The following is a 14,528-nucleotide window of genomic DNA, read 5'->3' on the forward strand; positions in this document are numbered from 1 at the left end:
TGGTACGAGCCTCTAGTATAGCCTGTTCCGTGAGGAAATAAACGGGGGGAGGGTGTCAAAATTGCCGCTTTCAAACGAGCCGCGAGCTTCAACGAACCTTTACTGATGAACACGAGGGGTTCCAGATCGCGTGTTCAAGGTGGGGTATCCTCGAAGGGAGGGGAAACGCGACTGGTAGGGTATGGGGAGCGAGTGAGCAACGCGATCGGTATGGATGGAGCTTTGTGGTTCGGATCGTCGACGGCCATCATCGTGATGCTCGTCGTCCTCGCGACCTCTCTAGCCTTCTTCGCGTTCTGGATCAAGCAAGTGCAGTTCGGCGCGGTCCATGCGTTCGTGGTCGCCGTGATGCCGGCGTCGATGATCAACGTGGTGGTGGTGCTGGCTTTTCTGCTTGCGACGCCTGGCGGCATGTGCGCGAAGGACGAGACGACGTGGTTCCTGGTCACCCCGTTCGCCGTGTACAGCATCGTCTCCCTTGCGCTTTGCGCCTTCTTCCTCGTAGCCGGCGATGTGCGCAGCCGCATGGGAGAGCGCGTCGACGCCCTCACGATCTCCGGCACGCTCACCGCATACTATGCGTTCCTGCTCATTCTCTATCCCTTGGCATGCTGCGTCTACGCTCTCGTGCATGCGTTGGCGGCGTAAGCAGCCTGCGGCGTCGTCAACCCGTCGGGCGTCGTGCGTGCCCTGCTTCCTGCGATCTTGTTTTTCGGGATGCGTGAGCGAGCGACCAGGCCGGATGTTTCGCGTGAGACACCCGGCAACGAAAAAGCGCTCCCTTCAGGGAGCGCTTCTGCATGCAAATGGTGGTCGGAGGGGGACTTGAACCCTCGACACGCGGATTTTCAGTCCGCTGCTCTACCAACTGAGCTACCCGACCACATCAAACGTCCGTGAGGACGTGGAACGATATTGTACCGGTCGCACGTCCTGGGGTCAAGCGAAAAGCGCAGGTTTTCTCAGCGCGCCGCGCCGCCTCTATTCGCGGTACACGCACGCGCGGTTCTTGCCGCGCTCCTTCGCCAGATAGAGCGCGGCATCGGCGTGCTTGAACAGCTCGTAGAAGCTGGTGCCGTCTTCGGGGTAGCACGCAAGCCCCACGCTCGTGCGCAGGCGCACGGCCTCGTCGTCGAAGGTGCCTGCATGGGCGAGCGTGTCGATGATGCGTTGTCCGAACTCAAGCTGTTTCCGGGGATCCGGATCGCACGGTTGGAGCACCATGAACTCGTCGCCGCCGATACGTCCCACCACGCCCTGCTCCGATACGAGCGTTTTGAGTGCGGTCGCCATGGTGACGAGCATCTGATCGCCCATGAGGTGACCGGCGGTGTCGTTGACGGACTTGAAGTTGTCGATGTCGATGATGCCGAACGAGAAGTGTGCTTCGGACGGTGCGCCGCGCAGCGTTTCCTCGACCACGCGCTCGACGGTGATCTTGTTGAGCACGTCGCAGAGCGGATCGGTCTGCGAATCGTGCAGCAGCTCGTCGCGCTCGCGTTTCTCGGCGTCGATGTTCTTGATACGCCCGAAGATGGTGACGGGGTTGCCCTCCGAGGTTTCCGCGCAATTGAACGATAGCGAACACCATATATAGTCCTGATCGCCACGCGGTGCGATGCGCATCTCGATAGGCGGCGGCACGAGCCCGTGGGTCGCCTGCTCGATGCATGCGACGATGACGTCTCGATCGCTTTCGGGGGAGAGCGCCAGCTGCTCGGAGATGGTCGCGCAGGGCGGCGCTCCCAGCTCGTCTTGGTAATTGTCGGTGAATTCGACCTTGCCCGTATCGAGGTACAGGTTGAACAGCACGTCTCCCCATCGTTGGGACGCGGTCTGATAGCGATTGTCCAGCAGCAGCCCTTCGCTCAGCGCCCCCGGTCCCTCCACCTCCATGACCGCCGACACGAAATCGCTCACGCCGTTCTCGTCGGGCTCGCACAGTTTGGTCTTCGTGTTGAGCCACAGCATGCGCCCATCGCTGGCGCGCAGGCGGTAGCACAGATCGAACACGCGGCCCGGCTGCGCTTTCTCTTGCACGGTTGCAACGGCCGGAGCGATATCGTCGGGATGGACGAGGTTGATGTAGCGGTTGTCGAACCGGTCGCGGATCTCGTCGGGCGTGTAGCCGATGGTGGACAGGAACGTGCCCGAAAGATGCTTGACGGTGAAATACTCGTCGTAGCTCAGGCACTTGATGGCAACGGGCGCGTTGTCCAGGATGTGGCGCAGCAGCGCTAGCTCCTTGGCGTTCTCGAGCGTCTCGCGTTTGAAGCGGTCGGTATCCATGATGACCACGACGAGATAGGGCGTGCCGGTCTTCGGCCTTACCACGTTCCCGGTTCCGGTGATCCACAGCGGTTGGCCGTCGGCGCGCAGGATCCTGAACTCGATGAGCACGGTGTCGCCCTGGCCCAGCTGGCGACGGATCTCTTCGTTGACGTAATCCATGTCGTCAGGATGAACGATGGCGAGCGCTCGGTTTCCCAGCTTCGTCTCGATCTCGGGAGCCGTGTATCCCAACATGCGCCGGTATCCCTCGTTGCAGGTGATGAACGTGAAGTCCTCGTCCATGGCCACCTGGAACACGCCCGCGTGCGCACGATCGATGAGGGCGCTCGGGGACAGCGGCTGCACTGGTTTCGCATGGGCGTAGACGATGGAGCGCGCTGTCGATCCCCCGTCCTCGCTGGTCTGCGCCTCGCCTCGCAGGTAGCGTTGCTCGAACGTCTGCGCATCGAGCGGGCGGTCGTAGAAGAATCCTTGTATGTAGTCGGCACCCATGGATTGCACGATGGCGAGCACCTCTTCGGTCTCGACGCCCTCGACGCATACGCTGAGGTTCATGCTGTGGCTGAGGTCGATAATGTGCGACACGATGCGCTGATCGTTCACGTCGTACGTGATGCGGTCGAGGAAGGTGCGGTCGATCTTCAGCTCGTCGGCTGCAATGACGCGAAACAGGTTGAGCGAGGCGTAGCCCGTGCCGAAGTCGTCGAATGCCACGCCGAATCCTTGGCTGCGCAGGAAATCGAACGTGTCGCCGAGCCCGGCCGCGTCGGTGATCATGCCGCTCTCTGTGAGCTCGAGCATGATGTTATGCGGATCGACCTGGTGGGTCTTAGCCGCCTTCAGGATGCAGAACTTGAATTCGGGGTCGTCGAGAACGTACTTCGACAAATTGATGTTCATGATGAAGGCGGGGTCGTGCTCGATCCAACGCGCCGCCTGCGCAAACGTCACGTCCATGAGCCACGTGGTGACGGCGGTTATCAGCCCGCTCTCTTCGAGGTAGGGAATGAACTCGAAGGGCCTCACGCCTTCGGGGAACTGCTCGTCGTTCCACCGCATGAGCGCCTCGCAGCCGTGCACCTCGTCGCTGCGCGTGTCGACGAAAGGCTGATAGAGCACGGAGAATCCCTTGTAATCGTCGGCGATGCACCCTTGCAGCGTCTCCATCAGCAGCAGCGTTTTGCGCGATGCGGCACAGAGGGCGTCCGTGCAGGTGGTGCACGTGGACCGACCGCTTCGCTTCGCGTCGATGAGCGCGATGTGCAAGTTGCGGAACAGCTCTTCGGCACTGCGACCGTTGGCGGGGTAAAGGCATGCGCATCCGGTGATTCCGAACGCGATGGAGGCGTTGTCGATGGTGAAGCCTGCGGATGTGGCGGCCAACGTGCGGTCGAACAGTGTTTGGAGGTCGTCCGCGTCAACGACGGAAGGCACCACCGTTCCGAAGCAGTCGCCGTCAAAGCGGAACGTCTCGGCTCCGTCGGAGGCGAGTTCCGCCATCAGGTCGGCGATGCTCTCGAGCACGCGGTCGCCGAATTCGTACGAGAAGAGATTGTTGATGCGGTCGAAGTTGTCGACCCCGAAGGCCAACACGCCGAACGGCTCGCCGGTGGAGATGAGCTCGTGGAAGCGGGTGCGCATGGCACGATCGTCGTGCGCAACCTCTCGCGTTACTGCTGCTGTCGCGCCCAAGAAAGGAGCTCCTTTCGGCGAGGAAGCACGCATTCGCTTGTTGTCCTGTCGCCCGCGTTAAAACCGAAGTGATACCGTGGGATTATAGCCGCGGGGTTGGGCGGGGTAAAGTGGGGGTGCTAACTTTGGGTGCACGCAAACGGGCCTGATGGCAGGCTGGGAACTATGGTAACGGCCAGGGGCATGCGGGGCTGGCCAGCATGTGGGATTGACGCGAGTTAGGCGGTTTGGGCGGCGTCAACATCGTCGTCTTCGACGCGGCCGCGGATCTTCTTGACGCCGCGCCCCAGCATGCCGCCGAGCTTCGGAAGGTTCTTCGGCCCGAAGATGATGAGCACCACCACCATGATAAGTATGAGCTCAGGCATGCCCATTCCGAATATCCTCATAGCGCGCTCCTTCCGATCCGTCTCGTTAGCGACGACGAGCATTATAGCAACCTTAAAAATGAAGTGACTATAATTTTGTAGTAAAACTGACAATTTCGACGCAAAGCTCCGGAAAGAGGACTGCGCCCGTATAATGCAGAGTGCACGGCACAGCGATGCGCGGAGGGCTGACGATGACGCAACGACAGACGGATGGCGAGCGATCCATGGGACTGCGCGAGCGCAAGCGCCGCGCAACGCGCGCGGCTATCGAGCGCTCGGCCATCGCGCTGGTGGGTGAGTTGGGCTACGACAGCGTCACCGTGGCGCTCATCTGCGAGCGCGCGGACGTGTCGCAGGGAACCTTCTTCAACTATTTCCCCACGAAGGACGCCGCCATCGCAGGGCTCGGCGTGCACGATCTCGACGCCGCCCAGGTGCATGCGGCGTTCGACCGGCTCATGCCGTGTTCGATGTTCCATGCTACGCTGTCGCTGTTTCTCGAAGTGGTAGGCTCGTTCGATTGGGAAAGCGACATCGCCGCGCAGCGGGTTGCGCTCGTGAAAGACACGCCCGCCCTCATGCGCCTGTTCCTGGACAACACCTTCGGCTTCGTCAGCGACTTTCGCGAGATCGTCGGCACGTACCTCGAGGCGCACCCCTCTGCGCGCGCATGCCCGGCTATCTTGAGCGTGACCGAGGAGGCGAACATCGTCGTGGCCGAGGCGCTTGAGGCGGCGAAGTTCGCCCTGTACCGCGTGTCCGACGATCCGGCGTCGGGGCTGCCCGAGGCCGACGACGTAGAAGCGGTGATCAGGCGCATTGTGGGATAGCGCGGGCGGCTTCGGTTCGCTACACTGAGGGGCAACCAATCAGCGCAACAGAAGGAGAGCGAATGTCCTGCGAACAGAAGAACCCCGTCATAGGCATCATCATGGGCTCCGAGAGCGACATGCCCGCCATGGAACCCTGCATGAAGCAGCTCGATGAGTTCGGCGTGCCGTACGAGGTGAAAGTGGCCAGCGCGCATCGCAAGCCGGCCGAAGTGCACGAGTGGGCCTCGACGGCGCACGAGCGCGGGATCCGCGTGATCGTGGCGGCGGCGGGCAAGGCCGCGCACCTGGGCGGCGTCGTGGCGGCGTACACCCCCAACCCCGTGATCACCGTGCCGATGAAGACGAGTGACCTGGGCGGCCTCGACTCGCTGCTGTCCATGGTGCAGATGCCCTCCGGCGTTCCGGTGGCCTGCGTCGCCATCAACGGCGCGAAGAACGCGGCCATCCTGGCCGTGCAGATCCTCGGTACCGGCTGCGACGGCGCTCGCCAGAAGATCATCGACTTCAAGCAGGGTATGGCCGAGGCCTAAAGCCCCGCGAGCTGCGCGGCGGGCGCTGCCGCTGCGAGCGCGCTGCCGCCGCGAGCGCCCGGCTGCCGCGCACGCGCGGCTCGAGTGTTTCACGTGAAACATCCGTTCTGACTCCCCTTTGACGCACAACGCCCGCCCGAGCGCTTTTCCCGGGCGGACCCAGGTTCCCGCCTCGTCCTATCCGGCATGCGTCCGCCGTTTCGCCGTCGGCGCGAGGAGCCCGGTCTCGTGGCGGTTTTCGACGGAAAAACGCCTCCGGGCGCCTTCCCCGCCCGCCCGGGTGTCCGCCCGTCCCCCATTCTCCCGGGTCGCAGAGGCACCGCGGGGAGGGCTCGCGGGAAACGCCGTCGGACGGGACCGTCCGACGGCGTTTTTCCGTCGGAAACCGCCACGGGCCGCGCCCCTCTATGTTAAACCACCGTTGACGTGTGCCTGGTCATACCGGGACCGACGGGATCGAGCTGTCCCCTCATGCATGCTGCAGCCTGGCAAGGAGGGCATGCGATCGGGCCCGATCGCATGCAACTGAGCCGATTTGCGGGCGAACGTCGGTACGTATCAACGGCGGTTTAGCATAGAGATCGCCGGTTCGTGGCAGATTTTGCGAGAAATTCGTCGTCTCTCGGCTCCGCTCGGCGGAGCGCGCTTCCCCGCTCGCTTACGACCTGGGACGACGAGAACGACTCGGCAGCCGAGCGCGCAGCCGCGGCCGCATCCGGGCGAAAAGCGACGAAAAACTCGCCGAATCTGCCACGAGCGGCGAAATCCGCTGTTAAACCGAGATTGGCATAGGCCCGGCCGGATCGTCATCCTGAGCGAGCGCAAGCGGGTCGAAGGATCCCGTGCGGCGCCGGCCTGCGAAATGTCAATCTCGGTTTAACGGCGGATTTCGCCCTCGACCCCTGCTTCTCGGAACCGGTGCCGCAGTCCCCGCCGCTCGTCGGCGAGCGTGTGTTTGGGGCGGAATGTGCAGCCAGCCGCGTACGCCGCCGGCTTTCGGCGCTTCCTACGCCCCTGTATGTGTCGTATGCGGGGGCGTATTTCCGTGCGGTCGGCCTTGGTCCCTCGCGCCCCTCGCGGATACGATCGCGCGAGGGGCGCGTGCGTGCGCTATCATGGAACCTCAAGCGTAAGCGCAAAAGCAAGAGCCGAATGTTTCACATGAAACATTCGTACGTGATGGGGTAGGCGAGATCATGACGAAGAAACTGCTGATGGGGAACGAGGCGTTCGCGCATGCGGCGCTGGAGGCCGGGGTGCGCGTGGTGGCGGGCTACCCGGGCACGCCGTCGTCCGAGCTCATCGAGACGGTGGCGAAGCTGCACGCCGACGGGGCTGCGCGCGGCATCCACGTGGAGTGGTCTACCAACGAGAAGAGCGCGCTCGAGCTGCTGGCCGGCGCGTCGTACACCGGCGCGCGTTGCCTGTTCACCTGCAAGCAGGTGGGCCTCAACGTGGCGAGCGACGCGCTCATGAGCCTGAACTACGTGGGAGTGAAGGGCGGCATGGTGCTGTTCGTGGCCGACGATCCGGGCCCCATCTCGTCGCAGACCGAGCAGGACACGCGCCGCTTCGCGTCGTTCGCCAAGCTGCCCGTGCTCGACCCCGCTACACCCGATCAGGGCTTTGCCATGATGCAGGCCGCTTTCGACCTGTCCGAGCGCTACCGCACGCCCGTCATCGTGCGGCCCACCACGCGCATCAACCACGCCTCGACGTTCTTCGACGTGGAGGACATTACCGAGGCGCGCCCGGTGCCCGAGGAGGGTTTCGAGCGCGATCCCAAGTGGATCATCTTCCCGCGCCGCGCCTACCAGGCGCATGGCGAGATCAACGAGCGGCTCGCGGCCATCGCGCACGATTTCGCCGTTGAGCCCGCGCTTGCGGCGTTCAATCCGATTCTGGAGGGGGGCGCTGCCGCGGCCAGCGACTCCGCGAGCGCGTCGGCGCCGCGCCTCGGCATCGCGGCCGGCGGCGTGTCGGCCGCCTACGCCCGCGAGGCGCTGCGCATGGTGGAAGCGCGCGCAGCGGCGTCCGACGCGGGAATGCCGGCCTATCGATTCTGGCAGGTGGGCACGCCCTACCCCTTCCCGGAGGAAACGGCCGCGCGGTTCGTCGAAGGCCTCGATGAGGTGCTCGTGCTGGAGGAGCTCGACCACGTGCTGGAGGACGCGCTGCTCGTGCACGCCGGCCGCACGCACGCCTCCTACGAGGTGCGCGGCCGCCTGACCGGCGATGCGCGCGACCGCGGCGAGAACGACGTGGACGACATCGCCCAGCGCATCGCGCGCTTCCTCGGCATCCCCGATGCCGTCGCGCCCGCGAACGCGCTTGCGGCCTACGCTGCCGAAGACGATCCGCTGCCCGTGCGCCCGCCCGTGTTGTGCGCCGGCTGCCCCCATCGCGGCAGCTTCTACGCGGTGAAGCGCGCGCTGGGCAAAACACCCGCCGTGCTGTGTGGCGACATCGGGTGCTACACGCTGGGCAACGCCATGCCGCTCGATGCGGTGGACACGTGCCTGTGCATGGGCGCGGGCATCACGATGGCGCAGGGTTTCGCCGTGGCCGAGCCGCATAAGAAGACGCTTGCGTTCGTAGGCGATTCGACGTTCTTCGCCAGCGGCCTGCCGGGCATCGTGAACGCCGTGTACAACGGCCACGACATCACCGTGTGCGTGCTCGACAACGCCACCACGGCCATGACGGGGTCGCAACCGCACCCCGGAACAGGCCAAACGCTCATGGGACCGAAGCGCGAGCCCATCTCTATCCAGCGCGTGCTGGAAGCGGTCGGTTTCGGCTGCATCGTGCATGCCGACCCGCTCGATCTGGACGCGTCGGTGGCCGCTGCGCGAGAGGCGCTCGACTACGAAGGTCCCAGCGCCATCCTGTTCGAGTCTCCCTGCGTGCAGCTAGTGAAGCCGGCCGCACCAGCCGCCGTGAACGTCGAAATCTGCACGGGCTGCAAGAAGTGCATCACCGAGATCGGGTGCCCGGCCATCGGCTTCGACGCCGATGCGCGCGGCCCGCGCAGCAAAGAGCTAGGTCAGGCGTTCGTCGACGCCAGCCTGTGCAACGGCTGCGGACTGTGCACCCAGGTGTGCCCCTTCGACGCGCTTTCGATGACGGCCGGTGACCAAACAAATGTTTCACGAGAAACATCTTCGGGTGCGGGCGGCGAGGCTGGCGGTGTTAGCGGCGGCGCCGGTGCCGATGCCGGCGGCGGCAAAGGCGCGGGCAACGCGACCGCCGCGGACGGTTCCGCAGCCGTGGAAGGGGGTTCCCATGCGTAACGTGATGCTGACGGGCGTGGGCGGTCAGGGCACCGTTTTGGCAGCGAAGGTGCTGGCCCAGGCCGCTCAAGACAAGGGTTGGCAGGTGCGCACGGCCGAGACCATCGGCATGGCGCAGCGCGGCGGAAACGTGGTGTCGCATGTGCGCATGGGCGACGCGGGCGAGGAGGTGTTCGCGCCGTTGCTTGCCGAGGGAACCGCCGACCTTATCATCGCGTTCGAGCCGGCCGAGGCCGCGCGCGTTCTGCCGTTCCTCGCTCCTGAAGGCCTGCTGGTCACCGCGACCACGGCTATCCAGCCGGTCACGGCGGCGCTGTCCGACCGGCCGTACCGCGCCGACAACGTGATCGCGCGCATCGAGCGATCGCTGGCCGGCACCGGCGCGCGCTTCGTCGCCGTCGACGACGTCGCGCTCACCGACGAAGTGGGCAGCCGCAAGGTGCTGAACTCGGTGCTGCTCGCCAGCGCGCTGAGCGTCGGGGCGATACCACTCGACCTCGACGACCTGCGCCGCGCGCTCGAGGAGTGCGTCAAGCCCCGCTTCGTCGCCCTCAACCTGGCAGCCGTCGACGCGGTGGCGCGGGCGTAGAGCCGAAACAGCCGAACGGGCACCCCTTCCACCGTTTCGGTTACAGGGGGATGCTGTTATACTGATGCCCCCGACGGTATGGGCAATAGAAGGCGAGGACGCCATGCGAGAAGCGATGGATCGGGCGTGGCTGGCGGAAGCTGAGGAGCTGGCGCGCAAGCTGTGGCGCGCTTACGTCATCGAGCCTTCGGAGGAGAGCGTCCAGTTCATCGTGGATACCATGGATCCGCAGCTCTTGTCGCTCATCGGCACGGGCAAGCACGAATTCTACGCGGATATCGCGTCGTTCTTCGCAGGGCTCGAGCGCGATCAGCAGGAAGCCCAGGACGTCGTCTTCGAGATCCTCGACGAGTATTGCGAAGCGCGCCCCATCGGCTGCGACTCGTGTCTCGTGTTCGGCACGCTGTGGGTGCGCGAGCGCCCCGACCGGCCCAAGCCGCTGCTCGTCGAGATGGACACCCGCTTCACGCTCGTATTCCGGCGCGACGGCGAACGCTGGCTTTTGACCCACCTGCACCATTCCACGCCCAACGTCGACCAGCGCCGCGAGGAGTACTACCCCAAGACGGCTACCGAGCAGGCGAACGCCGCGCTCGAACACTCCAAAGCCATGGAGCGCCGCGCCGAGCTGGACTCCATGACCGAGCTGCTGAACCACGCGGCATTCGAGAAGCATGTCGCGGCCTCGCTCATAGAGGGGGCCGAAGACAGCGCCTTCTTCATGATAGACCTCGACAACTTCAAGACGGTGAACGACACGCTCGGCCATCCCGAGGGCGACCGGGTTATCGAGGAGTTCGCCGAGGTGCTGGAGCAGGTGTTTCCCCGCGATGCGCTCATCGGTCGCATGGGCGGCGACGAGTTCGCCGTGTTCTCCACGAGCCCGCTGTCCGTCAGCGACGCCGAGGTCAAAGCCCGCCAGCTCATCGAATCGTGGGGAGCCCGCTCCGCCCAGCGCGACGTGGAGCTGGGATGCTCGGTGGGCATCGTGCGCGTGGTGCGCGGATGCACGTTCTTCGATCTCTATCGAGCGGCCGACCAGGCGCTGTACGTTAGCAAGGGAAACGGGAAGGCGTGCTTCAGCTGGTGAGCGGCAACCGGTCGCGCGCGAGGGCGAAGTTGCGGGTTTGCAATCGCGCGCGCTTCGCCTAGAATGGACGCATGGAACACGTGAACGACATCCTTTCCTCCCGAGCCGTGGTTTCGGCAGGGCGATGGCTTTAGCTTCAAGACTCGCGCTTGCGGGCTTGAAGCATCTTCATATCCGGTAGAAGATATCGTTCCCGAGAGGACCATCATGCAGCTTACCAACGATCAGTTCACGCTCATCAAAGACCAGTTCAAAACCCTTATGGAGCGCTCGCCGTTCTACGCGAGCAAGTTCGAGGGCATCGACCTTTCCGACGTGCAGACGCAGGAGGACTTCGAGAAGCTCCCGTTCTCCGAGAAGGACGACCTGCGCAACGCCTATCCGCTGGGCTTGCAGGCCGTGCCCGACGAGGAAATCGTGCGCATCCACAGCTCCAGCGGCACCACGGGCACGCCGGTCATCGTCCCTTACACGCAGCAGGACGTCACCGACTGGGCCATCCAGTTCGCGCGCTGTTACGAGACGGCGGGCATCACGAACCGCGATCGCATCCACATCACCCCTGGTTACGGGCTATGGACGGCGGGCATCGGCTTCCAGCTGGGCGCCGAGCGCCTGGGCGCGATGGCCATCCCCATGGGGCCGGGCAACACCGAGAAGCAGCTGCGCATGATGCAGGACCTCAAGTCCACCGTGCTGTGCGCCACCAGCTCCTACGCGCTGTTGCTTGCCGAGGAGATCGCCGAGCGCGGCATTCGCGATCAGATTCACCTGCGCAAGGGCGTCATCGGCAGCGAGCGGTGGGGCGACAAGATGCGCCAGCGCATCGCCGGCGAGCTGGGTGTGGAGATCTACGACATCTACGGCCTTACCGAAGTGTACGGCCCCGGCATCGGCATCTCGTGCAACGAGCATCACGGCATGCACATCTGGGACGATTACGTGTACGTGGAAATCGTCGACCCCGCGACGGGCGCGCCCGTGCCCGACGGCGAAGTGGGCGAGCTCGTGCTGACCACGCTGCGCAAGCAAGGCGCGCCGCTCATCCGCTACCGCACGCACGACCTCACGCGCATCATCCCGGGCGATTGCTCCTGCAAGTTCGGTCATCGCCACCCGCGCATCGACACGTTGACCGGTCGCACCGACGACATGTTCAAGGTGAAGGGCTGCAACATCTTCCCCGCGCAGGTGGAGGAAGTGATCGCCGCCACCGACGGCACCTCGAGCGAGTACCAGGTGATGATCGAGAACATCAGCGGCAAGGACGTGCTCACGGTGCTGTTCGAAACCCCGCTGCACGACGAGGCGAAGCAGCGCGCAGAAGAAGAGCTGGCCCTCATCTTCAAGGCGAAGTGCGGTTGCACCCCCGACGCCAAGGGCGTTCCCATGGGCGAGCTGCCCCGCAGCGAGAAGAAGACCAAGCGCATCTTCGACAGCCGGTACTAAACGACCGAACCCCGGCGCGGCCCGCTGCTTCCACAGGCTGGGCCGTGCCGTCGGGGTCGGATGTTTTCAAGGGTGGGGCCGTGCCGCCGAGGCCGGATGTTTCACGTGAGGCATCTGTTCTGGCAGGTTGGGGCGACTCGGCGCGATTCGGCACGATTCAGGCCGCCGCTCGCTCCTCAAGTGTGGGCGCAAATCGATAGCCATGACAAATCAGAGGCCTCTGGACCCTCCCCCACGGCGATTTCGAAAAGCGCGACCGGGGGTTTCTTCGGTTCGAGCGGGGACCCGAGGCGAAATTCCCTCCGAACATTGTCATAGGTGCCGATTTGCGCCCACTAAGCGGGAGCGGCAAGCGCGACGCGCGCGATCGCCTCGATTCGCTAACTTTTTCACGGTGCGGGCTGCTCCACTATGGTAAAGTATGCCCATGCATTCTGCGAAGGGACATACTGCCGTCGAACAGCGCTGGCGCCTCCAGCTCGCCGTTGCGGCCGTGTGCCGATCCGTCGCCCCGCGCCCTGCGGACTCGCTCGCGTCCGCATTTGCCGCGAAACCGACCCCCGAGGCCGACGCGACCGCCTACCGCGCACTTTCCTATTATTCCTATCGATACCTCTAGCACATGGGTTTGCCCGTGGTGCTTCGTCGGTGTTGTGCTGACGGGTGCCGCGCCCCGGCAAAGTCATGTGCGCCTCCTGCGAATCAGCAGGTAGCGTTGGAGTGTTTCACGTGAAACATTCGTTCGCGCCGCTGCGAGTAGCACGACCTGTAGGTATATGATCGAGAAGGAATCTCCCATGATCGAGAAGATATGCATGGTACTCATTTTCGTCGGCGTGGCGGTGGGCGTCGGCATTTACTGCCGACGACATACCGGAAGCGTTGACGGGTTCATTCTGGGCGGCCGCAACGTAGGTCCGTGGCTGAGCGCGTTCGCGTTCGGCACGAGCTACTTCTCCGCCGTCATCTTCGTGGGCTACGCCGGCCAGTTCGGCTGGAAATACGGCGTCGCCGCCACGTGGATCGGCATCGGCAACGCCATCCTCGGCAGCTTGCTGGCCTGGTGGGTGCTCGGCCCGCGCACGCGCGAGATGACGCATCGCCTGGGCGCGTCCACGATGCCCGAGTTCTTCGGCGAGCGCTACCAGTCGAAGGGTTTGCGCATCGCGGCCGCGGCCATCATCTTCGTGTTCCTCATCCCGTACACGGCCAGCGTCTACAACGGCCTGTCGCGTTTGTTCGGCATGGCGTTCGGGCTGCCGTACGAGTGGTGCGTCATCGGCATGGCGGTTATCACCTGCGTGTACGTGGTGCTGGGAGGCTACATGGCCACCGTCATGAACGACTTCATCCAAGGTATCGTCATGCTGTTGGGTATCGTGGCGGTCATCGTGGCCGTGCTCGTGAACAACGGCGGCTTCACCGAAGCGCTCACCACGCTGTCGCTCATTCCGGCCGAGGGGTCCGAGATGGCCGGCCCCTTCGTCAGCTTCTTCGGGCCGAATCTGCCCGACCTGCTGGGCGTCATCGTGCTGACCAGCCTGGGCACGTGGGGCCTGCCGCAGATGGTGCAGAAGTTCTACGCCATCAAGAGCGGTCCCGCCATCAAGCAGGGCGCCATCATCTCCACCGTGTTCGCGATGGTGGTGGCGGGCGGCAGCTACTTTCTGGGCGGGTTCGGTCGCCTGTACGGCGGACAGGTTGAGATGACGGCCGCCGGCACGCCGGTGTACGACTCCATCATCCCCACCATGCTATCCACGCTGCCCGACCTGCTCATCGGCATCGTGATCGTGCTGGTGCTGAGCGCGTCCATGTCCACGCTGTCGTCGCTCGTGCTGACGTCGTCGTCCACGTTGACGCTCGACCTCATCAAAGACAACCTTGTGAAGAACATGAGCGAGAAGAAGCAGCTGGGCTACATGCGCGTGCTCATCGTGGTGTTCATCGTGATTTCGGCGGTGATCGCGCTCGTGCAGTACAACTCGTCCATCACGTTCATCGCGCAGCTCATGAGCATCTCGTGGGGCGCGCTGGCCGGCTCGTTTTTGGGCCCCTTCTTCTGGGGGCTGTACTCGCGCCGGGTGTCGCGCCCGGCCGTGTGGGCCAGCTTCATCGTGGGCGTGGGCCTGACCACGGGCAACATGATCGCCGGATTCGTGGGCACGGCATTCATCGCGTCGCCCATCAACTGCGGCGCCATCGCGATGGTGCTGTCGCTGATCATCGTGCCGGTGGTGAGCATGTTCACGAAGCGCGTGGACTTCGAGGTCGACCCGCCGCACGCCGAGGGCGCTATCGACCGCGAGTACGAGCAGGAGCTGGAAGCGGAATAGGTCCGCGCGCGGGCGCGCCGCGAGTGGGCCCGGCGCGGCTGCGCGGCGGGTGC

General features: G+C 64.5%; 10 protein-coding genes and 1 tRNA gene. 8 read left to right on the forward strand and 3 right to left on the reverse strand.

The window, feature by feature from the left end:
- Nucleotides 1-192 precede the first annotated feature (192 nt).
- Complete coding sequence (locus tag C1A15_RS02660) at nucleotides 193-648, forward strand: hypothetical protein (protein WP_146001794.1); 456 nt, start codon at nucleotides 193-195, stop codon at nucleotides 646-648.
- Between the two features lie 159 nt (nucleotides 649-807).
- On the opposite strand, the gene C1A15_RS02665 is transcribed toward C1A15_RS02660, so the two are convergent.
- From C1A15_RS02665 to C1A15_RS02675, 3 genes are all read right to left on the reverse strand, one after another.
- Nucleotides 808-883, reverse strand: a tRNA-Phe gene (locus C1A15_RS02665).
- A gap of 98 nt (nucleotides 884-981) precedes the next feature.
- On the reverse strand, nucleotides 982-3,984 hold the full coding sequence (locus tag C1A15_RS02670; protein WP_180952973.1) for an EAL domain-containing protein: 3,003 nt from the start codon (nucleotides 3,982-3,984) through the stop codon (nucleotides 982-984).
- 218 nt (nucleotides 3,985-4,202) lie between these two features.
- Nucleotides 4,203-4,373, reverse strand: a complete 171-nt coding sequence (locus C1A15_RS02675) for a twin-arginine translocase TatA/TatE family subunit (protein WP_101721142.1) — start codon at nucleotides 4,371-4,373, stop codon at nucleotides 4,203-4,205.
- Between the two features lie 173 nt (nucleotides 4,374-4,546).
- On the opposite strand from C1A15_RS02675, the gene C1A15_RS02680 reads away from it, so the two are divergent.
- The 7 genes from C1A15_RS02680 to C1A15_RS02710 all read left to right on the forward strand — a co-directional run bounded on the left by C1A15_RS02680 (nucleotide 4,547) and on the right by C1A15_RS02710 (nucleotide 14,475).
- Nucleotides 4,547-5,185, forward strand: coding sequence for a TetR/AcrR family transcriptional regulator (locus C1A15_RS02680; RefSeq protein WP_101723660.1), 639 nt, complete (start codon nucleotides 4,547-4,549; stop codon nucleotides 5,183-5,185).
- A 62-nt stretch (nucleotides 5,186-5,247) separates the two neighbouring features.
- On the forward strand, nucleotides 5,248-5,718 hold the full coding sequence (gene purE, locus C1A15_RS02685; protein WP_101721143.1) for a 5-(carboxyamino)imidazole ribonucleotide mutase: 471 nt from the start codon (nucleotides 5,248-5,250) through the stop codon (nucleotides 5,716-5,718).
- 1,196 nt (nucleotides 5,719-6,914) lie between these two features.
- Nucleotides 6,915-9,011: a thiamine pyrophosphate-dependent enzyme gene (locus tag C1A15_RS02690; RefSeq protein ID WP_180952974.1), complete on the forward strand. Its 2,097-nt coding sequence runs from the start codon at nucleotides 6,915-6,917 to the stop codon at nucleotides 9,009-9,011.
- Nucleotides 9,004-9,600: an indolepyruvate oxidoreductase subunit beta gene (locus C1A15_RS02695; RefSeq protein WP_101721144.1), complete on the forward strand. Its 597-nt coding sequence runs from the start codon at nucleotides 9,004-9,006 to the stop codon at nucleotides 9,598-9,600. Before C1A15_RS02690 ends, C1A15_RS02695 begins: the two co-directional genes overlap by 8 nt.
- Nucleotides 9,601-9,703: 103 nt before the next feature.
- Nucleotides 9,704-10,690 carry a diguanylate cyclase domain-containing protein gene (locus C1A15_RS02700; protein WP_101721145.1) on the forward strand — a complete coding sequence of 329 codons (987 nt, stop codon included), beginning with the start codon at nucleotides 9,704-9,706 and terminating at the stop codon, nucleotides 10,688-10,690.
- A gap of 207 nt (nucleotides 10,691-10,897) precedes the next feature.
- Nucleotides 10,898-12,139, forward strand: coding sequence for a phenylacetate--CoA ligase family protein (locus tag C1A15_RS02705; RefSeq protein WP_101721146.1), 1,242 nt, complete (start codon nucleotides 10,898-10,900; stop codon nucleotides 12,137-12,139).
- A gap of 797 nt (nucleotides 12,140-12,936) precedes the next feature.
- Complete coding sequence (locus C1A15_RS02710) at nucleotides 12,937-14,475, forward strand: sodium:solute symporter family protein (protein ID WP_101721147.1); 1,539 nt, start codon at nucleotides 12,937-12,939, stop codon at nucleotides 14,473-14,475.
- The last annotated feature ends 53 nt before the right edge of the window (nucleotides 14,476-14,528 follow it).

Source organism: Eggerthella timonensis, assembly GCF_900184265.1.
Taxonomy (GTDB): Bacteria; Actinomycetota; Coriobacteriia; order Coriobacteriales; family Eggerthellaceae; genus Eggerthella; species Eggerthella timonensis.

Excerpts from the sequence above, each read along its gene's own strand:
- C1A15_RS02675 (WP_101721142.1), bottom strand. The coding sequence starts at position 4,373 with ATGAGGATATTCGGAATGGGCATGCCTGAGCTCATACTTATCATGGTG.
- C1A15_RS02680 (WP_101723660.1), top strand. The coding sequence starts at position 4,547 with ATGACGCAACGACAGACGGATGGCGAGCGATCCATGGGACTGCGCGAG.
- purE (WP_101721143.1), top strand. The coding sequence starts at position 5,248 with ATGTCCTGCGAACAGAAGAACCCCGTCATAGGCATCATCATGGGCTCC.
- C1A15_RS02690 (WP_180952974.1), top strand. The coding sequence starts at position 6,915 with ATGACGAAGAAACTGCTGATGGGGAACGAGGCGTTCGCGCATGCGGCG.
- C1A15_RS02695 (WP_101721144.1), top strand. The coding sequence starts at position 9,004 with ATGCGTAACGTGATGCTGACGGGCGTGGGCGGTCAGGGCACCGTTTTG.
- C1A15_RS02700 (WP_101721145.1), top strand. The coding sequence starts at position 9,704 with ATGCGAGAAGCGATGGATCGGGCGTGGCTGGCGGAAGCTGAGGAGCTG.
- C1A15_RS02705 (WP_101721146.1), top strand. The coding sequence starts at position 10,898 with ATGCAGCTTACCAACGATCAGTTCACGCTCATCAAAGACCAGTTCAAA.
- C1A15_RS02710 (WP_101721147.1), top strand. The coding sequence starts at position 12,937 with ATGATCGAGAAGATATGCATGGTACTCATTTTCGTCGGCGTGGCGGTG.